This window comes from Gammaproteobacteria bacterium (assembly GCA_041395725.1).
Lineage (GTDB): Bacteria > Pseudomonadota > Gammaproteobacteria > Pseudomonadales > Pseudohongiellaceae > NORP240.
In genome coordinates, this window is record JAWKZW010000001.1 from 69,322 (window position 1) to 93,348 (window position 24,027).

Consider the following 24,027-nt stretch of genomic DNA (forward strand, 5'->3'; position numbering starts at 1 on the left):
CCAGAGCATTGTGGTAATCAATAAAAGGATCCCCAGTCAGCCATACGGCGAGCGGGGAACTTCGACAGTTTGAAGCGGGGAAATGACAGGCGCCGTACAATTCAACCGAAACTGTAGACGCCATGTCTGCTTGAGGAACCTACTCGTTGACTTTTAAGTTGCCGGCAGCTATCGCCAGTTCATAGCGCAAACGCGCATTGTCAATATTGCGCTCGGTGTCCTGCAGAAAGCTTGTGCGGACTTCGAAGCGGCCGTTCAGTACGAGAAGATTACCGATACGAACAGCCGTGCGGGGATCACCTCTGGCTGTGAGATTGCCAACGCTCATACCTAATGCGCAGTGCCCGCCCACGAAGGGAAGGTATTTATTGCGGCCATTGTCCTGGGTGGCCGCTTCAAAACTTGACTGGTTTGCGGCGCTTGCGAAGCACCAATCCACACCTTGCAACCTGGACTTGTACGCACTGCAGTCTGCTTCTACGATCATGTGCTCGTCATAGGCCGCCACGAGATCGTAAGCGATCAGTTGGCCGTCTGCCATACGCGAGAAACCGATGCCATCATTATTGATGATGGCATCTGGAACCTGCTGGGCGAGAGCCGGCGCACAGAAACCAAAGAGCAATGCCAGGGCAGCCAGTGAATTCACTAAGCGAGTTTTCATTATCAATCTCCACTTGGGGACTTAAAGGGGTGTTAAGGAGCCTCTGATTAAGAGGCTGCTTAAAGGTATATCTTAAGAGGGGAGATTGTCCAGTTTCGTGATGGCCGAAACAGGTGCTCTATCGAGCGGGTGGGCATGGTCTTGTTGGGAACCTCTGACCTCCATCAGCAATTGTGAACAGCCGAGGTGTCAGCTGTGCAAAGCAAGTCGCCGGCGAGCTCGTCTTAAGACCAGAACATTGCGGTAATAAATCAGCGACCCCCCAGGGCCTCAAAGCCAGACATCACATCAAACAGTTCCTCGTCTATACTGCTCTGTCGCAACCGGTGAAATGAGCGATTCAGCTCTTCCTGTAACTCATCGATATTCTTTTCTGCACGTTGCATGGCTGCCAGGCGGCTGGCGTTTTCGCTGGCCAGTGATTCCGCGCACGCTCTGAAAAGGCTTACAAAGAGATACTCACGCACCAATGCCCGCAGTGTTCGCTCCCGGTCATTCATTACCTCAGGTATATTGTGCGTTGGCCACTGTATCTGAGCCAGATCCCGTCGCCAGCTTTCGTCCAATGGCAACAGTTCTTGACTCACTGACGAATAGATCGAACCGGTCCGCGGGCGATTATGAAAAAGATAAACCTGATTGATCGTGCCCTGTTCGCGTCGCGCTTCCATTTCAATCAATACCTGGCCGACCAGCACGCTAATGGCATTGATCGAATTTGGCAGAACAAAGCCTTTCTCGGGTATCAAGGTGGTTTCCGCCAGTCGTGACTGAATACGTTCGCCTACTGCCCATACGGCTTTTTCCCCCGGCAACTTTGCCAGCGATTCCACCACATACTCCACCATGACTTCATTGAATTGACCCACCAGCCCCTGATCAGACCCGAACACAATCACGCCAATTGCGGCCCCTTCCTGCTGATCTGGGTTGTTCATGACGCCAAGAAATTTATCCTGCTGAAAACAAGCAGCCAGACCCAGTTGCACGGTACGGTAATAATCATCCAGCGAACGCACCGCATTCTCGTATTGGCCGATGCTCGACGCCGCCATGGCCTTCATGGTGCGCACCACGGATTCGAGTTCTTCGGCGCTGGCGATCTTGTGACGCAGGCTGGCAACACTGTCACTCATGGGCTGACACTCATAAGTTCACAATTCATGCCATTTTCTTCGTTGCCGACCCGGACGAAAACTGTGTGAGCGCGTCACGCGCCAGCTGGAGAATAGCGGCCCGATCTTCTTCGCTCAATTTACTGGCACTCTCGAATCGCGCGACAATTTCGGCGGGAATCTCCGCCGCGGCGGTGCGCAACGCCTGCTCAGCGGCACTCATCTGATCCAGCGGTATTTCATCAAACAGTTTTGCGGTCAGTGCCAGCAGCACGACTATTTGACCGGCAATGGATACTGGCGCAAATTCAGGCTGCATGAGACAGGCCCGAATACGTCGGCCATGGTCAATGGTTTTCAATGTGTTATCGTCCAGCCGAGCCCCGAAGCGGGCAAAGGTTTCCAGCTCTTCGAACTGAGCATAGGCCAGCTTGAGATCTGCGGCTACAGTGCGATAAGCTGCCCGCTGTGCCTTACCCCCGACTCGTGAAACAGATTTTCCGACATCTACGGCGGGTAATACACCAAGGTCAAACAACGACGGCGAGAGATAAATCTGTCCATCGGTAATAGAAATCAGGTTGGTTGGAATGTAGGCGGAAATATCCTGCGCTTCGGTTTCAATGATCGGTAACGCGGTCAGCGATCCTCCCCCGAGCTCCTCGCGCAGGTGGGTGGCCCGCTCCAATAGCCGCGAGTGTATGTAGAAGATATCTCCCGGAAAGGCCTCTCGACCAGGCGGGCGCCGTAATAACAGGGACAGCTCGCGATAGGCACGAGCATGGTGTGTGAGATCATCATAAACGATCAACACATCACGGCCCTGTTGCATGAAATACTCGGCAATGCTGGTTGCCGCATAGGGGGCGACGTAAGCTAGACCGGGTGGATCATTGCCCTCGGTAACCACCACAATGGTGTATTCCAATGCCCCTTGTTCCCGCAGGGTCGCAATCACTTTTGCTACACCTGAGGCGCGTTGGCCAATAGCGCAATACACGCAAAGTACATTCTGGTCACGCTGGTTGAGTATCGCATCAAGCGCAATAGCTGTCTTGCCGGTCTGTCGATCACCGAGAATCAGTTCCCGTTGCCCGCGACCAACGGGAATGAGTGCATCAATGACCTTGATACCGGTCTGTAAAGGGACGCTGACAGGGGCACGATCCATGATAGCAGGCGATGGGCGCTCGACGGGAAGACGCGCACTGGCAACCAGGCTGCCTTTGTCGTCAAGAGGTCGGCCGATTGGATTGATGATACGCCCTATCAGGGCCTCTCCAACCGGGACATCAATCACGTGCCCACAACGCTCAACCTCGTCGCCAGCCTGCAAATGCCAGTAGTCGCCAAGTAACACAACACCGATTTCGTCTTCATCGACATTAAAGGCAATGCCATGGATATCACCTGGAAACTTGAGCACCTCTTCAAAACCAACACCTGGCAGCCCGGATACTTTCGCAATGCCGGTAGCAATACTGGTAACGGTGCCCACTTCTCGCAACTTCAGTTGTGGCGAAAAAGACAATCGAGCCTGCTGCAGGCCGGAAAACGTGTCATCGATGGTTGTTTGCAGAAGTTCAGACTTTGCTTTCATGACCGTCCGGTTCTTTTTCCTCTGTGTCGATAGCCCCATTTTCCTTTGTGTCGATAGCCCCAGGATCAACATGTTTATCGACCGGTTCTTGCAACAGCTGGTCAACACTCTCTGACAGTGAGGACAGATAGTCGGCAATGCTCCACCCAATTACCTGGCCATTCGTGCTTATCTCGATACCACTAACCAATTCCGCATTGGTTGTAAACTGGATCTTTTTTTGTTCTCCAAGTACATCTTTGACTGCCGCTTCAATAAGCGCGCATTGTCCCTCTTCCAGCGCAATTGCTGTCCGAACCTGCAGCGGTTGTGTCGAGTCTTTAAACGCGGATTTCAGACCCGCCATCTTTTCATCATTCAATTCACCCAGACGATCAATAAATATCTCCACCATACGCGCCTCCAGGGTTGTTCCCGCCAGATCCGCCAGCGTCTTTCTGGCGATAGCAAACACCTCCTCTCGTGCGCGCTGGCTGAGTGCCTCCTTTAATCCAAGCTGTTCCTTTTTAAGCCCTGACTGCATCTTGCTACGCAGCTCTCCTGACTCAACTATCAGCGCCTCAAGCAGGCGCACACGCTCTGCTTTCGCTCTCTCTGCTACCTGATTCATCCGGGTGGCCTGTTGTTTATCAAACTCTGCATTCTTCTTTCTGAATTCTTCACACTGCTTGTCCGCCTCGGCCTTTTTCGCATCGGCATCAGCAAGTTCGGCAGCAATCCGCTCTTCACGTGCGTCTATTGCATTGAGAATTGGGCGGTATAAAAACCGTTTCAGCAACCACGCGAGCACAAGAAAATTGATGACTTGCGCGATAACGGTAAACCAGTCAATCAACATGGATCAGATACCTGCGACCCGAGCGAGGGCAAAATTCCAGAACGGATTGGCAAACAGCAGAATCATCGACACCACGAAGCAGTAAATGGCGGTGGATTCAATCATCGCCAGACCGACAAAAAGAGTCCGGGTAATCGTGGCAGAGGCATCTGGCTGCTGGGCCAGCGAGGTCAGCGCCACGGCAACTGCCCTCCCCTCACCCAGTGAAGGGCCAATGACCCCAATGGCGATAGTCAAGCCAGCGGTAATAATGGAAACCACTGCGATAATTGTCATGCTATCCATATTATCTCCTTCAGATGTTAAACCTGCTTATTCATTGACTGGAATCCGCACTCGCTTAAACCTCGGTACCAGGCTCATGCTCCGGTTTCCTCGTGCGCGTGGCCGCAGCAATATACACGGTGGCCAGGATAAAAAAGATATAGGCCTGCACTATCCCCGTCAGCAAACCGAGCACGGTCATCACTATGGGAAACAGGAAAGGCGTAATGCTGAGCAGAATGGCGATAATCATTGCGCCACTCATCATATTACCGAACAGGCGTACTGCCAGGGCCAAAGTACGCGAAAGCTCACTGATAATGTTAAATGGCAGCATGAGCAGGGTCGGCCTCGCATAGGAATAGAGGTAGCCGCTCAGACCCTGCTCCTGAATACCGAACAGGGGCACCGCGACAAACACACACAAGGCCAGTGCCGCGGTACTGGAAAGTGACCCGGTGGGTGGTTCAAAACCAGGGATCATCGTTCCCAGAGCGGCCATTGCGATGAACAGGAACAGCGAACCCAGAAAGCCAAGATACTTGTGGGGATGACTCAGGCCAACCTCTTCGATCTGGCTACTGATGGTAGTGACTACGACTTCCAGCAGGTTCTGCCAGCGAGAGCGTTGCAGGTCGGTGGATAATTTCCGCGTGATCAGTATGGAACTGATCACCAGTACCAACATCACCATCCAGGTAAAAAAAATAGTGGCGTTAAGTCTAAAAAAACCCAATTGCCAATAAATGATCTGATCGGGGCTAAGGTGCATAACTGGTCTTCTGTTTTGCTGTATGAGACTGCTCTGTCTTATGAATGTAACGTGTAGCGAACAGCCGAACAACGATAAATCCAACCAGGCCGGCTAACAATCGCTGCCAGTCGTCACCCAGAATAAAGTAAAAACCAACAATGACCAGGCTGGTTCGAAACAGCATGCTGATAAGAAACAGAAGCGCCACATGCCGACTCGAGCCAAGCTGGCGCACTGTCCACCAGAGCCCTGCGAAAAACGCTACGCCAAGTAGCATCCCCGTCAGCAACGCCAAGCCGATTTCCACGTGATCAATCGTAGTCATTGTCATCCTCGTGCCGATGAATTTCCTTATCTTCCTTATCCAGCCAGCGCCACGCATTGAAGCAGCCCAGGCACAGCCCGACCACCAGCAACATCAGCGCAAAGGAACGTCCGCCTGGATGGCGGTTGTCCAGCCAGATCCCAATCGCTGCACCGAGCAAGGTAGGGATAACTACAGACCAGCCTATCAACCCCATCATCCCGAGACCAGACCAGACGGTTTTAGTGACATGTCGTTGCGCCTTAAGCTTGCGCGCCGCCATATCTCCAACCTGCTGGCTGAACTCGGATTGCCCAGGCTTTGGCTCCCTGTCCGGTGCGTCGCTCATGACGACACTCTGCCCTTCTGAAATTCAACCAGACGACGCACAAAGCCACTTTCCATTTTTGCCAGCACCGACCGCACCTTCTGTTCCTGCTCGTCGAGTTGCATAAACTCTTCCTCCACCGCCGAGCGCAATTTGCTCAACTCCATACCACCAATCGCGTTCCGCACAGAGACAAGCACGTCAAAACCGGTCTTAACCAGTATACCCTCATCGACCGCAACATAGACTTCATCTTCACCCTGCACTTCGAAAACCAATATCCCGGGACGAAGCGCCGCGACGCAGTCAAGTCGATTTGGCAGAATGCCAAATGCGCCTTCTTGCGTCACTGCCACGATACGCACGACCTCGGGCTTATCGGCGAAGACTTTGTAGGGCAGAAGAATCTTGAGACTCATGCGCGCTGCTTGCATCTAATCACTCACCTGCCATTTCTGGCTTACCGTTTTCACTCGTTGTTCTCGCTTCATCAATCGCACCAATCATATAGAGTGCGCCTTCTGGATAATCGCTGAATTCATCGCGCAATATCCGTTCACAACCATCCAGTGCATCTTCCAAATTGACCAGTTTGCCTGGCGTGCTGGTGAACTGCTCAGTAGTAAAAAATGGTTGGGTAAGAAAGCGTTCCAATCGCCGGGCCCGTCCAACGACCTTGTGGTCTTCCGGCGACAGCTGCTCCATACCCAGCATTGCAATTATGTCCTTCAGCTCTGCGTACTGTGCCAGCGTGCGCCGGATTTCCTGCGCCAGGTCATAGTGCCGCCTGCCGATAACGCTGGGCGTAGCCATCTTGGAGTTAGACTGCAGGGGGTCAATGGCTGGGTAAAGCCCCTCACTGGCCCGTTTGCGGGATAGCACAATAGACGCCGAAAGATGCGAAAAGGTGTGCACGGCGGCCGGGTCAGTAAAATCATCTGCCGGCACGTATACCGCCTGTATCGAAGTAATCGCGCCACTATCGGTATTGGCGATACGCTCTTCCAGTTGTGACAACTCAGTCCCCATGGTCGGCTGATAGCCAAGGCGCGCCGGCATCTGCCCCATTAAGCCGGACACTTCCATGCCCGCCTGAATAAACCGGAAAATATTGTCAATGAGCAAGAGTACATCACGGTGCTCGTCGTCACGAAAGTATTCAGCCATGGCCAACGCGGCATGGCCGACGCGAAAGCGGGCGCCGGGCGGTTCGTTCATCTGACCGAATACCATGACCATATTGTCCAGCACACCGGCTTCTTTCATCTCCCGATAGAGCTCCTCACCTTCCCTGCAGCGTTCTCCAATACCGCAGAAAACGCTCACCCCGGCATGCTGCCCGACCATGTTATGAATCATCTCGGTGAGCAGCACGGTCTTGCCCACACCAGCGCCGCCAAACAGGCCGGCTTTACCACCCCGCTCAAGCGGCATTAAGACATCGATCACCTTGATGCCCGTCTCAAAAATATCGGATTTGGTGGAGCGCCGCGATAATTCTGGCGGCGCCCGATGCACAGAACGCCATTGCACATCTGTCGGCGTCGGACCACGGTCAATGGTACGACCAAACACATCGAACATTCTCGACAAGCCACCTTTTCCGACCCGGGTCTGTAATGGCCCACCGGTGTCCTCAACGACCATGCCCCGGGCCAGACCCTGAGTAGGTGTCAGCGCAATCCCCCTTACGCGATGGGAATCGAGTTGTGAGAACACTTCAATTGCGATCTGATTTTCTGTCCCGGTATGTAACAGAGAATGAATCGGCGGCAACCGGTCACTGAACAACATATCCACCACGCTACCACGAATCGATATAACAGTGCCTGAATTACCAGATGTGATTTCGTTCTTCATAGCTCTGCGGTTATTCCCGGCGACCCCGACCAAACTCACGGACATAGGTCAAACGAGCAAAAACTTGAAGTTGATTTTTCGCTTCACCCTTCAAAGCCATTTCTTCCTCTTGAAATAGGTAATCAACCCTACAGGCAGGGTGATAAATACGACCCAAAGAAATGGGTAGGCCCATTGCCATTGCAACTCGGGCATAGTGTCAAAATTCATTCCGTATATTCCTGTAAGGAAAGTCAATGGAATAAATATAGAAGCGAATACAGTCAATACCTTCATTACTTCGTTCATTTTATTGCTTACGCTGGAGACATAAATATCCAACAGGCCCGTCAGTATCTCCCGGTAAGATTCGATCAATTCGATTACCCGAATTGTGTGATCCGACACATCTCTCAGGTAAATGCGTGTACTCTCATTGATCAACTCAGATTCACTGCGCAACATGCCGGCCAGCAATTCTCTTACCGGCGAAATATAGACTCTTATATCAACTATTTTTCTTCTAACCCTCTGGATTTTATGCAGTAGATCCTGCGTCGGCTCTGAGTCAAGCAATTGATCTTCAAGCGAAGTGACAACATCATCCAATGAATCTATGAGAATGAAATTCTGGTCGACAATATAGTCAAGAATCATATAGGTAAGGTAATCGGTTCCCTGACTTCTCAACCTCCCTTTGCTCTTCTCTATTCGCTGTTGAATCGAACTGAAGAGAGCATCCTTCTTTTCTTTGAACAGGAAAACAAAATTACTGAGCACCAGAATACTTACTTGTTCATAACTGACCGTGAACTGCTCATCCTCAAGGATCAAACATTTGAGGACAATATAAAGATAATCATCATATTCCTCGAATTTGGGCCGCTGGTTGGTATTCAGAATATCTTCGAGCACCAGTCGATGGATGCCAAATATCGAGCCAATCTGCTCTACAATTTCGACATTTGCCAAACCCTCGACTATCACCCAGGTTACGCTGGCACTCTCTCTATACTTTGAAAGTTCATCTATTGAGTGAATCTTATGTTCTGCAAAACTGTCTTTGCTGTAATCAATAACAGACATACTGGTGACAGTTTCCAGGATATCACCCACGTGAACCAGCGCGCCGGGTGGTAAGCCTGACTTGCCTGACGGGGTATGCAAAGATTCGTTCATTTACCTCTACTCATGATGTGAGCCCCTAAGAGCCGGTTCCCCCTGACCATTTCCAGTTGAGGATTTCCGGCATGTCTTCACCGTGTTTTTCGATATAAGCTTTGTGATCTAACAGCTTATCACGCAGATGCTGCTTCGCGTAGGCGGCGCGGGACCCCAGACCCGGTACCCGGTCTATCACATCGCCTGCCAGATGAAAGCGGTCGAGATCGTTTAACACGGCCATATCAAAAGGCGTGGTGGTGGTACCGTTTTCCTTATAACCGCGCACATGCAAATTGTGGTGATTGGCACGCCTGTAAGTCAGACGATGAATCAGCCAGGGATAACCGTGAAAAGCAAAAATAATGGGCCTGTCTTTAGTAAAAAGAACATCGAAATCCTTGTCCGCAATACCGTGTGGATGTTCACTTTCGGGTTGCAGAGTCATCAGATTGACTATGTTGATGACACGAATCTTCAGTTCCGGAAAATGTTGCCTGAGAATCTTCACCGCTGCCAGTGTTTCCAGCGTCGGCACATCGCCGCAGCAGGCCATCACCACATCAGGATCACCGCCCTCATCGTTACTGGCCCACTCCCAGATACCCAGCCCGGCTGTACAATGTTTTAACGCTGCATCCATGCTCAGCCATTGCAACTCAGGCTGTTTCCCTGCGACGATTACATTAATGTCGTTGTGACTGCGCAAGCAATGATCGGTTACCCATAACAGCGTATTGGCGTCGGGAGGCAAATAGACACGAATGATCTCTGCCTTTTTATTGACAACGAGGTCAACAAACCCCGGATCCTGATGACTGAATCCATTATGATCCTGTCGCCAAACGTGTGAAGACAGCAAATAATTCAACGAGGCAATTGGCCTACGCCATTCGATGTCTTGCGCGACATCAAGCCATTTTGCGTGCTGGTTGAACATCGAATCAACAATATGAATGAAGGCCTCGTAGCAGGAGAAAAAGCCGTGCCGACCAGTCAACAGATACCCTTCGAGCCAACCCTGGCACTGGTGTTCGCTCAACATTTCCATCACTCTGCCATCTGCTGCGATGTGCTCGTCGCCAGGAATAATCTCCGCAGTCGAGCAACGGTTGGTCACTTCAAACAACGCCCCCCAGCGATTCGAAGCGGTTTCATCCGGGCTGAAAATCCGGAAGTTCCGCGACTCGCTGTTTAGCTTCATGACATCACGAATAAACGCACCTTGCGCGCGCGTTGCCTCAGCCTTGACTGCGCCGGGGCTCGGCACTTCGACCGCATAGTCACGGAAGTCCGGCAGACGCAGATCACGCAGTAACAAGCCGCCGTTGGTATGGGGATTCGCTCCCATGCGCTTCAGTCCTTTGGGGGCCAGGTCGGCCAACTCAGGAATAAGCCTGCCAGTTTCATCAAATAATTCTTCCGGCCGGTAACTCTTCATCCACTGCTCAAGAATCTTCAAATGCTTTGGTTCTTTGCTGAAGTTCGTCACTGGCACCTGGTGTGCCCGAAACGTACCTTCGATTTGTTTATCGTCGACTATAGCCGGTCCGGTCCAGCCCTTTGGCGAACGCAGGATAATCATGGGCCAGCGTGGTCGCTTGCTGAACCCGTTAGTACGTGCGTCCTGTTGGATGGTCTGAATTTCGGCAACCACAGCGTCGAGTGTCGCGGCCATTTGTTGATGCATGACTTGTGGATCATCACCCTCGACAAAATAGGGCTTATAACCGTAGCCACGGAACAGAGCTTCCAGTTCATCGTGAGGGATACGCGCCAGCACCGTAGGGCCGGCAATTTTGTAGCCGTTCAGATGCAAAATCGGCAACACGGCGCCATCATGCGCGGGATTGAGGAACTTGTTGGAGTGCCAACTGGTGGCCATCGGACCTGTTTCCGCTTCACCATCGCCCACCACGCAGGCGACCAGCAAATCAGGGTTGTCAAACGCGGCGCCATAAGCATGGGACAGCGCATACCCCAGCTCACCCCCTTCGTTGATCGAGCCGGGCGTTTCCGGTGCGACGTGACTGGGAATACCACCGGGAAAAGAAAACTGAGTGAACAGTTTCTTCATGCCCGATTCGTCCTGAGAGATATTCGGATAAATCTCGCTGTAAGTCCCTTCCAGGTAGGTATTAGCCACCAGTGCCGGACCGCCATGACCGGGGCCGGTAATATTAATAACGTTCAGATCATATTGCTGAATGATCCGATTGAGATGGACATAAATAAAATTCAGCCCCGGGGTAGTACCCCAGTGACCCAAAAGCCGCGGCTTGACGTGTTCCAGCGTGAGTGGTTTTTTCAGTAGCGCATTGTCAAACAGATAAATCTGCCCCACCGATAGATAGTTGGCCGCGCGCCAGTAGGCATCCATCCGCAGCAGCATATCTTCCGCTAATGGCTTGTCAGTCAGGTGAGGTTTTTCGATCTTACTTGCCATACTCATTTTCCTGCTTATGGGGTAATCCAAGAATTCGACAAACGTAGGTAGCAATCATCAGTTCTTCATCCGACTGCATGACTCGAACAACAACCCGGCTGGTATTTCTGGAAATCACTTCCGCATTATGTCCATTGGATGCGGCATCGATCTCTATGCCAAGAAATTCCAGTTCAGCGCAGATACGTGCTCTGACTGCCGGTGCTTGCTCGCCTATGCCGCCGGCAAATACCAGTGTATCCAGCCCGCCCAGTGCCGCGGCATACGCGCCAATACCTTTTTTAATCTGATAACAGAATAGCGCGATGGCTGCCGCCGCGCGCTCATCAACTGCCTCGCATTCGAGCAGGTCACGCATATCGGCGCTGGTTTCGGACATGCCGAGCAACCCACATTCATGATTGATGAGATGATTGAATTGTCCGGGTGTCAGCCCCTCTTTTTCAATCATATACCATGCCACGCCGGGATCCAGATCTCCCGGGCGGGTGCCCATCATCAGCCCACCCGTGGGCGTAAATCCCATCGTGGTATCAATGCTGCGACCGTCATTGACGGCTGCCAGACTCGCCCCATTGCCCAGGTGCGCCAGAATTACCCGGCCCCGGGCCGCCCGCCTGCCGCCAAGCTGTTCGAGAGTCTGCATGAGATAGGCATAGGACAGGCCATGAAATCCGTAACGCTGGACTCCCAGCGCGGAGAACCGTCGCGGTATAGGCAGTTGCCTGGCTACGGCAGGCAGAGGGTGGTGGAAGGCGGTGTCAAAACAGGCCACCTGGGGCAGCTGCGGATAACGGCGCTGGATCGCTTCGATCAGCTCCAGCTCCCTGGGCAGGTGATCCGGATCAAGTTCACAGAGACCGTGCAGCTCATCCAGCAGGGCCTGGGTAACAATTTCGGGCTGGGTGTGTTCCATACCATGGACCACGCGGTGCCCAACCGCCTGGATCGACGCAAAGCCAATCTGCGTTTCGAGCCAGTCAAGAAGAAAGTCGACCACAGAATCACTCTCAGTTAACGCAACGGCGGAGCGACCTTGCTGGCCTTGAGAATCAACGCTGAAAGTCAGTTGTGTCCCTGGCGATCCTATCCGTTCAATCTGACCCCGCAGCGTTCGCACTGTTGGGTTAGCAATCTGATACAGGGCAAACTTGATACTCGACGACCCCCCATTGATGGTAAGTACGCTTTGTTTAGACCTGGTCACTCTGACTTCCTTCTTCTTTCACCTTCTTCTTTCACCTTAAATTTTCACCTTCCTCTTTAGCCTTTTCCTTGCACCTGTTTCTGCTCTGCGTCTCTCGCCTGATATACAGCTTCAACACCCTGCTCCAAGGACTTCATCGCTGCCAGAGAATCTGTGCATTTTCCAGTGGCACCGCTACACCGTCGTGAGTCGGGATAAGCCGAGCGGTGTACTCGGCTGCCCGGCGTGTTGCCGGCACCTGCGCCGCATAGGCATAAGCGTTTATTGCCCCCACCAGCTGTCTTACCGGCGCCATTGGCACCCGCTCCGGCGCATCCCCCCCCAGGCCATCGGCAAAAAGCTCGACCCGCACATTGGCGGGATCGAGATCATCAAGGTACACCTGAACTTCAAACCTATGCTGCCCCTCTTCCGTTACCAGCGTCACCTCGCCAAAACGCAGCGCCGCCCAGTGCTGCTGTAGCACCTGCTGCCAACTCGCCAGCTCCAAGCCTACTGCTCCTCTGTCTGCCGCCCGGCTGCGATAGGCAGCAGCTGCCGGGAGGTAGTGTTGCTCGGTGTACTCGCACACTGCGCGGTTGGTTGAGAAGCGCGGTGTCAGCCGCGCCATACTTTCCCGCATGCATGCCACCCAGGCGGTGGGCACGCCTTGTTCGTCACGGGCATAAAACTGGGGGATCACTTCATGCTCCAGCAAGTCATAAAGGCTTTCGGCCTCCTGGGCATCCCAATGCGGGTCGTTACCGTGTTCCTGGCCATCGCCCAGAGCCCATCCCACTTCAGGCGAATAGGCTTCCTCCCACCAACCGTCCAGTTCCGACAGATTGATGCCACCATTTACCAGCACCTTCATACCGCTGGTACCGCAGGCTTCCCAGGGGCGTTGGGGTGTATTTAGCCAGACATCGACCCCCTGCACCATGTGCTCGGTCAAATGCATATCATAATCACTGAGGAAAATGACATGCTGACGCACCTCGGGCTGACGGATGAACTGTATCCATTGCTTGATAAGCGCGCAGCCCGCCGCATCTGCCGGATGTGCCTTACCGGCCATGATGAGTTGGACCGGGCGTTGTTGGTTCGTTAACAGTCGCAACAATCGTTCCGGATCGTGCAGCAACAGGTTCGGCCTCTTATAACTGGCAAACCGGCGGGCAAATCCCAACGTCAGAATATTGGGATCAAACAGCTGCCTGGCAATAGCAACCTGCTCGGGTAATGCCCCGGTGGAAGCCAGCTGGCGGGAAAGCCGATCACGCACATAGGTAACAAAGGACCGGCTGGCGGCGAGGCGAAATTGCCAGAGCTGCTGATCAGAGACCCGGCGCATGTTCTGCTCCAGGGTGTCCGCCGCCCCCAGCCAACGTTCCTTACCGCACACTTCAGTCCACAGAGCATCCGCCGCTGCTGAGTCCCAGGTGGACATATGCACCCCGTTGGTCACGTGGCCGACCGGCACTTCGTCTATTGGCCAGTGGGCAAACAGCGGCGCGAACAAATGGCGGCTGACCCGCCCGTGCAAACGGCTCACACCATTGACCGCGCCGCTGCCGCGTATCGCCAGATAAGCCATGTTAAACGGTTCTGATGCATCGTCAGGATTCTGGCGACCGAGAGCCAGCAGTTCGTGACGGCTGATAACCAGCTTCTGCTCGGCATAGCTGCCGAGGTATTGGTCGATAAGCGCAGGCGCGAAACGGTCAAAGCCAGCGGCCACTGCGGTGTGGGTAGTGAACAGGTTGCCCGCCCGCGTTACCGCCAGTGCTGCCGCGAAGGTCTTGTCATTTTCTTCCATAAAACTGCGAGCGCGCTCCAGCACTGCAAAGGCGGCATGCCCCTCATTCAGATGACAGACTTCTGGTTGTATTCCGAGTGCCATCAGCAATCGCCACCCACCAATCCCGAGCAACAGCTCCTGCTTGAGACGCAGCTCCTGTCCGCCACCATACAGCTCACTGGTAATGCCCCGATGGGCCGGATAATTCGCCGCGTCATTGCTGTCTAACAAATAAAGTTGCACCCGACCCACCTGAACCTGCCAGGCACGCAACCAGACCGAGTAACCTGGCAAGGCAATCTCCAGGCGTAACCACTCACCGTTGGCGTGACGCAGTGGGGTAATCGGCAACTGACCAGGGTCGTTATACGGATACAAGGCTTGCTGGGCACCGTTCTTGTCGATTACCTGTCGGAAATAACCTTGTTGGTAGAGCAGCCCTACACCGATAACTGGAACTCCCAAATCGCTGGCCGCTTTAAGTTGATCCCCGGCCACATTGCCCAGCCCACCGGAATAGATGGGCAGCGCCTCACTCAACATGAATTCCATACTGAAATAGGCGACACAGCCCAGCTCGGATTGAGGGTGTTGCTGCTGAAACCAGGCGGGTGCCTCAACGGCCTTCTTTCTGGCTGCCACCAGGTCATCGATATGTTTACGAAAAGCGGGGTCAGCTAAGACACGCCGGAGTTTTACCCGTGAGACCGTCTGCAACACCACCCAGGGATTCTGCGTCAATTCCCAGAGCACGGGATCCAACTGTCGCCATACCTGGTCGGTGGCATGATTCCACGTTGAGCGCATATCCAGCGCCAGCCCGGCCAGGGCGTCAAATCCCTCCAGCCCCTCAGTGCTGGCGGATACCAGGGACGGCTTCGGGTGACTGATCTTCGATTGTTTGCTCATGACGTCGTCTTCAAGATATCAATGGCACGATACTGGGAAAATCAGATGCTACTTTTTTCCTTAATGCAATTGATCAGCTCGTGCCAGGAATTGACGAAGGATTGTGTACCCTCGTGCTGGAGTTGGGTAGCGAGTGCTGAAACATCAACGCCAGCCTGCGAAAACTCATTGAGAATCCGTTCTGCATCAGCGCCATCTGCCGGCAAACTACCCCTCACTTCGCCATGATCCGCAAAGGCAAGCAGCGTTTTTTCGGGCATCGTATTAATGGTGTTGGGAGCTGCGAGTGCGCTGATATAGAGAATGTCCGAAGCAGAAGGATCTTTTGTCCCGGTGCTGGCCCACAGCAGGCGTTGCGGCCGAGCGCCAGCATTGGCGAGTTCCCGCCAGCGAGGTGAAGCCAGGAGATCACGGTAGGCCTGATACGCGCGCCCGGCCACCGCAATGCCGAGACAATTTCGCAGTTCATCTGGAATCTGGTCTTTAACCGCCACATCCCAACGACTGATAAATAAAGAGGCAACGCTGGACACGCCGGGATCGAGATTGGCCGCAAGGCGTCGTTCGATGCCACGCATATACGCCTCGGCGGCGGCAGTATATTGTTGCGGTGAAAATAATAGAGTCACGTTAACAGGCACTCCAGCGAAGATCGCCCCTTCGATAGCAGCAAGTCCTTCGGGCGTGCCGGGAATCTTCATATAGAGATTCGAACGCCCGGCGCGGCCATGCAGTTGCACAGCCGCCTGAATCGTACCCTCTGTATCGGCCGCCAAAAGGGGTGAAACTTCCAGCGAAACCCAGCCGTCCTCACCATCGGTGGCTGCGTGGACCGAAGCAAACTGATCCGCTGCTGCAGTCAGGTCTTCCAGTGCAAGCTCGAAAAACAAAGCCTCCGGGGACTTGCCAGGAAGTACTTTCTGGCGAATGGCATCATCATAAAAATCCGTTTTTCGAATGGCCTGATCGAAGATAGTGGGGTTGGAAGTAAGGCCAGTTACGGCGAACTTCTCGATGTATCGTTGTAGCGTGCCACTGGTCAGCAGCCCACGGGTGATGTTATCGAGCCAGAGGCTCTGACCGAGATCGTGCAGTTGCTCGTTGGCAATCATGTCTTCTCCCGAAAATTGGCGACGGCCCTGCCGGCATAGAACAAACAGGAAACACCCGCAAGGCGAAATGCACCTGCGCACTTTCAATAACTACCAGAATCGGTTGTTTGCCAGCCGCAGCGAGGCAATGATAAGAAAATGCGAGCGCTTTTCTATAGTCAACAGCATACGCCGTTTACAACGTAATAACAGTATAAACGTGAATTCTCACTGGATGAGTGAATCTGAGGAAAGGTGTTTTTTCTGTCTGTTTTTTCTAGCTTCCGACTACGGAGTCGGTTGCGGTCAGTGCCGCAGAAACGATAGTCTGCGCTTCTTCAAGGATGCGCTGTAAATGCTCCTCTCCCCGAAAGCTCTCGGCATAAATTTTGTAAATCTCTTCGGTGCCAGACGGCCGCGCCGCAAACCAACCGCTCTCAGACACCACTTTCAAACCACCGATAGAGGCCCCATTGCCGGATGCCTTGGTAAGGATATTGAGAATTTTCTCACCCGCCAGCTCGGCGGACTTAACCTGTTGTGGTGAAAGCTGCGCCAGCTTTTGCTTTTGCTCCGGAGTCGCTGGTGCCTCACGACGATCATAGGCCGGCTCCCCGAATTCACTGGCAAGCTCACGGTATATTTCGCCGGGATCGCGCCCCATCCGTGCGGTGATTTCACCCGCCAGCAGTGACGGAATGAGGCCGTCTTTGTCCGTGGTCCAGACGCTGCCATCCCGGCGCGCAAACGATGCACCAGCGCTTTCTTCGCCGCCAAAGCCAAGTGAACCGTCGAGCAGACCATCGACAAACCACTTGAAACCAACCGGCACCTCATAGAGCTTGCGACCAAGCTTCGCGGTAACACGATCAATCATCTGACTGCTGACCAACGTCTTGCCGACAGCGACATCACTGCTCCATTGCGGTCGATTCTGATACAGATAAAAAACCGCCGCTGACAGGTAATGATTGGGTGGCAGCAAGCCCGCGCTCTTGGTAACGATGCCATGCCGGTCATGGTCGGCATCGCAGGCGCAGGCAACGTCGAAGCGATCCTTGAGGGCGATCAACCCCTGCATAACATAGGGCGAGGATGGATCCATACGGATCTGACCATCCCAATCCACTGTCATAAAGCGGAAGGTTGGATCGACCACGTCATTAACCAGTGTCAGGTTCAGGGCATAGCGCTCGGCAATCGGCCCCCAGTAATGAACCCCTGCACCACCCAGCGGATCCACACCCATCCGCACATCGGCGCTGCGAATTGCCTCCATATCAATGACATTACCCAGGTCATTGACATAGCTGTTCACATAATCATACCGGTGTGTGGTGCCAGCGCTCCGCGCATTCTCGAACGAAATTCGTTTCACTCCCTGCAGGCGTTTTGCGAGAAACTCGTTGGCTCTGGCCTGGATCCAGCCGGTTACGTCATTACCCGCAGGCCCGCCATTGGGCGGGTTGTACTTGAAACCGCCGCTGTCAGGCGGATTATGGGATGGCGTAATGACAATGCCATCTGCCAGTCCACTGATGCGGCCGCGGTTGTAGGTCAGTATGGCGTGGGAGATTGCCGGCGTGGGCGTGTATTCGTCTCCCTCCGCCAGCATGACTTCCACGCTGTTGGCTGCCAGCACTTCCAGCGCACTGACAAAGGCAGGCTCGGAAAGCGCATGGGTGTCGATACCCAGGAACAGAGGGCCGTCTATACCCTGCTGCGAGCGATACTGGCAGATGGCCTGGGTGATGGCCTGCACATGCCATTCATTAAAGCTGCTTTCAAACGAACTTCCTCGATGACCCGAAGTGCCAAACACAACCTGGTGCGCAGGCTCTGCAGGATCAGGAATGTTGCTGTAATAGGCCGTGATAAGCCTGGGTACATTGACCAGCATTTCAGGTGTAGCCGGCTTTCCGGCCATTGGATGTAGTTTCATAGTCCTATTATGTTGGCTTTCAGTGCGTTGCACCAGCGTCAGTCTTTGTGACCTCGGTAAGCGGCCCTCTTTGGTTCCATGAAAATCAGTCTTGATCCGCTATTATCATTGGATGAAATAGATGCCTGTGTACGGATTTTTTCATTACAGAATTCTCAAACAAGGAACACAACCTTTGTATCGGACCCAAGCTCTCATTGTATGTAATGCATGACCGTTTCTGTGGTAATTCCCATTTCACAAACGGCAACTGCCTACCAGGAACGGTCACTAATTGTTACTTTGCAGGCGCAAGATCCCTTAGCCGGTCGGACCAGTTTTCCACCAGCACCATCGCGACGCTGCCAAGGTGGTTTGCAGTCATGACTGAGTGCATACACAATCAGTTCGTTCTTGCGATCAGGTTGTTCACCAGTTGCGCTGCAATGGCGTCAGGGAAGATATTTTGTCCCACCAGCAGATCAATCCGAATCTGGCCGCTGGGCCTGGCGATTTGGTACGCACGCGCTGTGCTGCCGTAGCCGCCAGTCCGCGACATATCCTTGACGTAGACATCGGCACTGAAGTTGTCGGATAGCGCGTAATCAGGATCCAAGCTGTTGGGTGGGGACAGCGGGTCGCCAGCAAAGGTAAGGGTCATTTCAATGCCAGCCTCTCCGACGATGCCGGAATATTTACAGGAAGAGTTTGGCAGGGATGGGTTCTGTGTGAGCGCCTCAGCCGCCGTGCCGCCGAACAATGCTGCGATGGTGGCTCCGTCGTAGACACAGGGGTCCAGCGTAGGTTCTGCACTCGCTGCTACAATCGGGGTTGCTGTGGGCAATGCCTCGACAATCTCATCGGCAACGGCCCGCAACTGGTCAATAGAAGTTCTTACGCCTGTGGTTCTGATGTTGAACTGGCGATTGTCTGCATTGAAGACAAAGGCAAACGGGCGCGGCTTGTCAGCATCAAAGGTCGGATCGAGGATGGCAACGGCGTTGTTGCCGGGCCCGTCCTGCGGCTCCAGTACCGGAGACTCATCCATGTTGTATCTGATGGTGCTTGGATCGACCACTGCCGACAGCGGAACTGCGCGAATGCTGAGAGCAAAACCCAGGTTCACATTCCACCTGCACTCATCCGGCGTAACGGCGCGCCGAACCATCGGCTCGCTTGTCATGACATTGTCCACAGCCGCGTTGGCGCTTGCGTCTGAAAGCCAGGGGCAAATGGGCGGGACCACTGGTGCTACGCTCTGTTGCGACTGCGCCTGTGCAAGGTCGATCGGTGCCGACGGAAGGTTTATCATCAGCGCACGTTCCGCTGCGGCTTCATTGGGTGATGATTGAGCGAGATCACTATCGGCTGGGGTGTCGCCACATGCCACCAGCGTGATGGCAAGCAAAGCACCCAAGGAGCCTCTGAACGAAATAACCGGAACAATAAACCGGGGTGTGCGCTTGATAACCATAAAATGTTTCCTTGACTGTTATTGCAGGATCGGTGGTAGGGATAAGCCTGTATCGGATGCGGCCTGCCTCAAAGGCTGCGGAGGCGTGACGGATGGCGCAAGACGGAACACTGATAACCTGAGTCGATAATCTCACATAATGCCAGATACAAGGAAGAATGGAGCGTATCTCCCAGGCCGGGTATTGTCCAGTTTTGTGCCAGCCAAGCCAGGTAGCGGACATTCTACTATCGAGAGCCTGCAACAATATGCTCTATAGACTCGCAGGAAAAACAGCCAGTTATACTCCGCATTTTTTGGTATTACTACACTCTTTCAGCATAATATTTTCTCCTCTACACTGGCCCGGTGATCGATGCGTTAGAGTTTTCTTGATGGCATCAACAGCACTCAAAACATTTGATCATGCCATTTAAATTGACAGAGCAAAACATGCATTTTGGGCGAGGATTGTCGGTACATCTAAAAAAGCCGCCGGCTCTTTTTATAGACTGTTTGTTTTCGAGGCAGGAGCGATGGCTGGACCCACTTGGCTGGAAATCGAGTGGGCGAGGATAAGTGTCACCTTTATAAGGCGCAACGTGCTCAGAAGGGAAGCGTTCACTGAACTGTTGAGCCAACGGCTATAACGCCTTCCAGCCGTCATCCGGCTTAAACCGTTCGCCATGCTCCGTAGCAAGCGACGCAAGAACTGCGACAATGTCACCCACGCCCCGGTGCTTCGCGTAATGCATGGGCCCACCCCGGAACGGTGCAAAACCGGTGGCGAAAATCATTGCCGCATCCAGTTGGTCCAGATCCGCCACGACGTTTTCCCGCCAGCACTCTATACAGGCATTGAGCAGGGGCAGCAACAGTCGATCCGTCAGTCTGTCGTTTTCAGCCCTGTTACCTGAACCTGCTTCAGGACTCTTGCCTTTCTGGGCCCGACCGTCTTTCCACTGGTAAAATCCCTGTCCTGACTTTTTACCCAGCTGCCCTTTTTCCACTTTCTCCCGCAGCCAGTCAGGCACAGTGGCCATGGGTTTATCAAGCTGGTTATTCAGGACGTCGGCAACATGCAGGCAGATATCAAGGCCTACCTGGTCAGCGAGCTCGATCGGCCCCATGGGCATTCCAAAATCCCTGGCGAGCTGATCAATCCGCTCCGCTGGCAGACCTTCGTCCAGCATCATCATGGCTTCCTGCAGATAGGGCGTCAGTGCGCGATTGACCAGAAAACCAGGGTAGCTCTGGACCGGGACCGGCAGCCTGCCGATAGCAGCGGTAAAGGCCATGGCCTGCTGCTGTACCTGTTCACTGATTTTGTCGTGAGAGACCACTTCGACAACGAGCATTCTCGCTACCGGATTGAAAAAATGGATACCCACAAGACGCGCTGGATTCGACAGAAAAGACGCCAGTTCCGGTAACGGAATACTGGAGGTATTGGTTGCCAGAATTGCCGTCTCCTTCAAACGGGGTTCCACCTGCTGATAGATTTTCTGCTTGAGCTCCACGTTCTCGGGCACAGCTTCAATAACCAGGTCGGCATTGCCCAGTGTCCGCGCGTCAGGGTCAGGTATCAGTCGATCCAGCGTATCCCTGATCCCGATACTGGATTTATGCTTGTCCCGACAAAGGCCTGTTAAAGATTTCACCGCCGCTGCAATGGCTTCTTTCTTTACATCAGACAGTGACACCCGGTACCCCTGCAAGGCACACCATGCCGCGATATCACCACCCATAGCGCCGGCCCCGATCACATGAACATGACGAATGGCGCTTTTCTGTCTGACTGCCTGTTTCAGGCGTTCCCGCAGAAAAAACACCCGCACCAGGTTTCTACTCGTATCCGTTTCGAGCAGGCTGGCGAAGTATTCGATTTCTGCCCGCTGCATGGCACGACTGTCGCCGCCATAACGGCGCCAGAGAGCTATCAGCGCAAAAGGCGCGGGGTAGTGCAATGGTGGTGCTTTTCTGGTTGTCTCGGCACGCATTTTACGCGATGCCAGCTGGCGGACAGGGAATGTATTCAGCAGGCGCTGGCGCAAGGTCTGCCGTGGCCTGGCGATGCTGCCCTCAACAACCGCGGCGACGGCATTTTCAAGGTGGCGCTCTTCCACCAGCAGATTGACCAGGCCCCGATCCAGAGTCTGTCGGTGGTAGGCAGACTTACCAGTCAGCATCATGGTCATGGCGGTTAGCGGATCTATCAGGTTAATCAATCGGAAGGTGCCACCCAGGCCGGGATGCAGGCCCAGCAGAATCTCCGGAAACCCCATTTCCAAAGATTGGTCCGTGCCACTGATACCGATGCGGTAGTCACAGGCCAGTGCCAGTTCCAGGCCTCCACCCAGACAATGACCATGCACTGCAGCGATGGTCAGCAGCCGCAGGGCTGCCAGTCGGTCCAGTATGCCATGCCCGCGCTGCAGCAATTCCCTGAGCTCCACCCCGGTAGAAGTAGAAAACTGCTTGATATCAGCTCCGGCGCAGAAGCCGCCGGGTTTGAGTGAGCGAATTACCAGGGCCCGCGGTGGTGCACCGCCAGGGGCCTCATGGGATCCAGTTGCAGAGGCGGTTTCTAAACCCTCACTGAAAGTGCTGGAAGCAGTGCCATCAAGTTTGGCTTCCAGGGTGGCGAGGATGCTGTCGAACTCGCTAAGCACTTCTCCATTGAGCGTGTTGGTGGAACTGTCCTTTTTATCAAAGAAAAGCCACAACACGCCGTCCTGGCTTTCATGCAGACGCCAGTGACTCCAATCAGTTGATTGCCGTTGCTGATCGCGCAACTGCGTTTTCAACCGGTCGGCAATTGTTGCAGCCATGGTCAGACTCCTCTGGTTCTTTCCTGTTAATCCCGCTTGTTGAACCGCTCGTTACACCTGTTTGTTGAGCCCGTTTGTTAAACCCGCTCCAGCAGGATGGAACCGCCCTGCCCGCCACCGATACACTGGGTGGCGATACCACGCTGTTTACCAAGCTGATGCAGAGCATTGGCCAGATGCAGGACGATACGATTACCACTGGTACCTACCGGGTGGCCGACTCCAATGGCGCCGCCATGCACATTGAGTATCGCCTGGTCCAGTTCGCCGGCGGCTTCTTCCAGGCCCAGAACAGACCGGCAAAAGTCGTCACTCTTCCAGGCTTCGAGACAAGCCAGTACCTGGGCAGCAAACGCCTCATTGATTTCCCACAACTCGATGTCAGCAAGCTTCAACCCATGGCGCTGCAGCAGTGCGGTGGAAGACAGCACTGGCCCGAGCCCCATGATGGAGGGGTCGAGTGCTGCCCAGGCTGAGTCAACAAGGCGGGCTTTCGGGGTCAGCCCATAGGTCTCGACAGCTTCCTCTGAGGCCAGAATTACCCAGCAGGCCCCGTCTGTGATTTGCGAGCTGTTGCCGGCAGTAACCCGACCGTAGGGCGGTTCGAAGGCGGGCTTCAACCTGGCCAGTTTGGCAGCGCTACTGTCTGGCCGGACACCATCGTCCTTGGCGTAAATATTGCCGTATCGATCAATTGCCGGCTCGATCTCAGTATCGAAGACACCGTTTTCCTGGGCCTGATGCAGTCGTTGCTGGCTGCGGGCGGCATATTCATCAGCCGCCTGGCGCGAAATAGAAAACAACTGCGCCAGCTTCTCCGCCGTCTGCCCCATGTTCATCGCCACCACTGGATCGGTAAGGCCCCGCTCAAGACCGATAACCGGCTTAAAAAAGCCGGGTCGAATTCTGCTCAGAACCCGCAGCCGTTCAAGCGGGGATCTCGCTTTGGCCAGGGCGGCAAACCAGGCCACAGCCCGCTGGCTAAACAGCAGCGGTGCGTGACTCAGTGCTTCGGCGCCACCTGCCAGAATCAGGTTCGCATCGCCGCTGCGGATCGACCGAAAAGCACTGTCAATGGACTGCATGCCGGAACCGCAGTTGATCTGCACGGTGTAAGCGGTCATTTTTTCACCCATTCCCAAGCGCAATGCGGCGACCCGGGACGGATTCATTTCTTCAGAGACCACGTTGACACAACCAAGTATGACCTGATCGTATTGGTCCGGCGCCATAGGCTGTCTGAGCAGCAGGGGTCGGCCACACTGCACCGCCAGGTCCACCGGCGTGAAGGGCCCCGGTTCGCCCCGGGCCTTGATAAATGGCGTACGTGCGCCATCGACCAGGTAGACCGGACGGGCCTGTGAATTGTCAGGTATTGATTGTTGGACGCTGCTCATTCGGTCCTCTGTTGGTATAGTGATGACATTCACCGGAAATCATCCGATCTCGCGCAGGATCAATCAGGTCGGAGCGCTATTGGGATGTTCCGGACGATCCCGTCACGGCTCTGCCCAGCGAAAAG

General features: G+C 54.1%; 19 protein-coding genes. All 19 read right to left on the reverse strand.

The genetic code is table 11. From position 1 onward, the window contains the following. Positions 1–139: 139 nt before the first annotated feature. Entirely contained in the window at positions 140–664 is a 525-nt protein-coding gene (locus R3F50_00305; protein ID MEZ5488746.1) for a hypothetical protein, read from the reverse strand. 251 nt (positions 665–915) lie between these two features. Further along, positions 916–1,800 carry a F0F1 ATP synthase subunit gamma gene (locus tag R3F50_00310; protein MEZ5488747.1) on the reverse strand — a complete coding sequence of 295 codons (885 nt, stop codon included), beginning with the start codon at positions 1,798–1,800 and terminating at the stop codon, positions 916–918. A gap of 25 nt (positions 1,801–1,825) precedes the next feature. Continuing rightward, a complete protein-coding gene (locus R3F50_00315) occupies positions 1,826–3,379 on the reverse strand; it encodes an alternate F1F0 ATPase, F1 subunit alpha (GenBank protein ID MEZ5488748.1) in 1,554 nt (517 codons plus the stop codon). Next, positions 3,363–4,217, reverse strand: coding sequence for a F0F1 ATP synthase subunit delta (locus tag R3F50_00320; protein ID MEZ5488749.1), 855 nt, complete (start codon positions 4,215–4,217; stop codon positions 3,363–3,365). Before R3F50_00320 ends, R3F50_00315 begins: the two co-directional genes overlap by 17 nt. Before the next feature lie 3 nt (positions 4,218–4,220). After that, entirely contained in the window at positions 4,221–4,502 is a 282-nt protein-coding gene (locus R3F50_00325; protein ID MEZ5488750.1) for a F0F1 ATP synthase subunit C, read from the reverse strand. A 55-nt stretch (positions 4,503–4,557) separates the two neighbouring features. Next, positions 4,558–5,253, reverse strand: a complete 696-nt coding sequence (locus R3F50_00330; protein ID MEZ5488751.1) for a F0F1 ATP synthase subunit A — start codon at positions 5,251–5,253, stop codon at positions 4,558–4,560. Beyond that, on the reverse strand, positions 5,243–5,560 hold the full coding sequence (locus tag R3F50_00335; protein ID MEZ5488752.1) for an ATP synthase subunit I: 318 nt from the start codon (positions 5,558–5,560) through the stop codon (positions 5,243–5,245). Before R3F50_00335 ends, R3F50_00330 begins: the two co-directional genes overlap by 11 nt. Then, entirely contained in the window at positions 5,547–5,888 is a 342-nt protein-coding gene (locus R3F50_00340; protein MEZ5488753.1) for an AtpZ/AtpI family protein, read from the reverse strand. Before R3F50_00340 ends, R3F50_00335 begins: the two co-directional genes overlap by 14 nt. Then, complete coding sequence (locus R3F50_00345; GenBank protein MEZ5488754.1) at positions 5,885–6,301, reverse strand: F0F1 ATP synthase subunit epsilon; 417 nt, start codon at positions 6,299–6,301, stop codon at positions 5,885–5,887. The genes R3F50_00340 and R3F50_00345 overlap by 4 nt, the downstream gene beginning before the upstream one ends. Positions 6,302–6,305: 4 nt before the next feature. Continuing rightward, positions 6,306–7,727, reverse strand: coding sequence for a F0F1 ATP synthase subunit beta (atpD, locus tag R3F50_00350; protein MEZ5488755.1), 1,422 nt, complete (start codon positions 7,725–7,727; stop codon positions 6,306–6,308). Positions 7,728–7,817: 90 nt separating this feature from the next. Next, positions 7,818–8,885 (reverse strand): magnesium/cobalt transporter CorA, encoded by a 1,068-nt coding sequence (gene corA / locus R3F50_00355; GenBank protein MEZ5488756.1) that lies wholly within the window; start codon positions 8,883–8,885, stop codon positions 7,818–7,820. Between the two features lie 25 nt (positions 8,886–8,910). After that, on the reverse strand, positions 8,911–11,313 hold the full coding sequence (locus R3F50_00360; protein MEZ5488757.1) for a phosphoketolase family protein: 2,403 nt from the start codon (positions 11,311–11,313) through the stop codon (positions 8,911–8,913). Next, positions 11,303–12,520 (reverse strand): acetate/propionate family kinase, encoded by a 1,218-nt coding sequence (locus tag R3F50_00365; protein MEZ5488758.1) that lies wholly within the window; start codon positions 12,518–12,520, stop codon positions 11,303–11,305. The genes R3F50_00360 and R3F50_00365 overlap by 11 nt, the downstream gene beginning before the upstream one ends. A gap of 133 nt (positions 12,521–12,653) precedes the next feature. Further along, a complete protein-coding gene (gene glgP / locus R3F50_00370; GenBank protein ID MEZ5488759.1) occupies positions 12,654–15,209 on the reverse strand; it encodes an alpha-glucan family phosphorylase in 2,556 nt (851 codons plus the stop codon). Between the two features lie 41 nt (positions 15,210–15,250). Next, positions 15,251–16,321, reverse strand: coding sequence for a transaldolase (tal, locus tag R3F50_00375; GenBank protein ID MEZ5488760.1), 1,071 nt, complete (start codon positions 16,319–16,321; stop codon positions 15,251–15,253). Positions 16,322–16,577: 256 nt separating this feature from the next. Further along, complete coding sequence (gene pgm / locus R3F50_00380; GenBank protein ID MEZ5488761.1) at positions 16,578–18,242, reverse strand: phosphoglucomutase (alpha-D-glucose-1,6-bisphosphate-dependent); 1,665 nt, start codon at positions 18,240–18,242, stop codon at positions 16,578–16,580. Positions 18,243–18,624: 382 nt separating this feature from the next. Beyond that, complete coding sequence (locus R3F50_00385) at positions 18,625–19,695, reverse strand: hypothetical protein (GenBank protein ID MEZ5488762.1); 1,071 nt, start codon at positions 19,693–19,695, stop codon at positions 18,625–18,627. A 623-nt stretch (positions 19,696–20,318) separates the two neighbouring features. After that, positions 20,319–22,505 (reverse strand): 3-hydroxyacyl-CoA dehydrogenase NAD-binding domain-containing protein, encoded by a 2,187-nt coding sequence (locus R3F50_00390; GenBank protein MEZ5488763.1) that lies wholly within the window; start codon positions 22,503–22,505, stop codon positions 20,319–20,321. A gap of 77 nt (positions 22,506–22,582) precedes the next feature. Further along, a complete protein-coding gene (locus R3F50_00395; GenBank protein MEZ5488764.1) occupies positions 22,583–23,902 on the reverse strand; it encodes an acetyl-CoA C-acetyltransferase in 1,320 nt (439 codons plus the stop codon). Between the last annotated feature and the right edge of the window lie 125 nt (positions 23,903–24,027).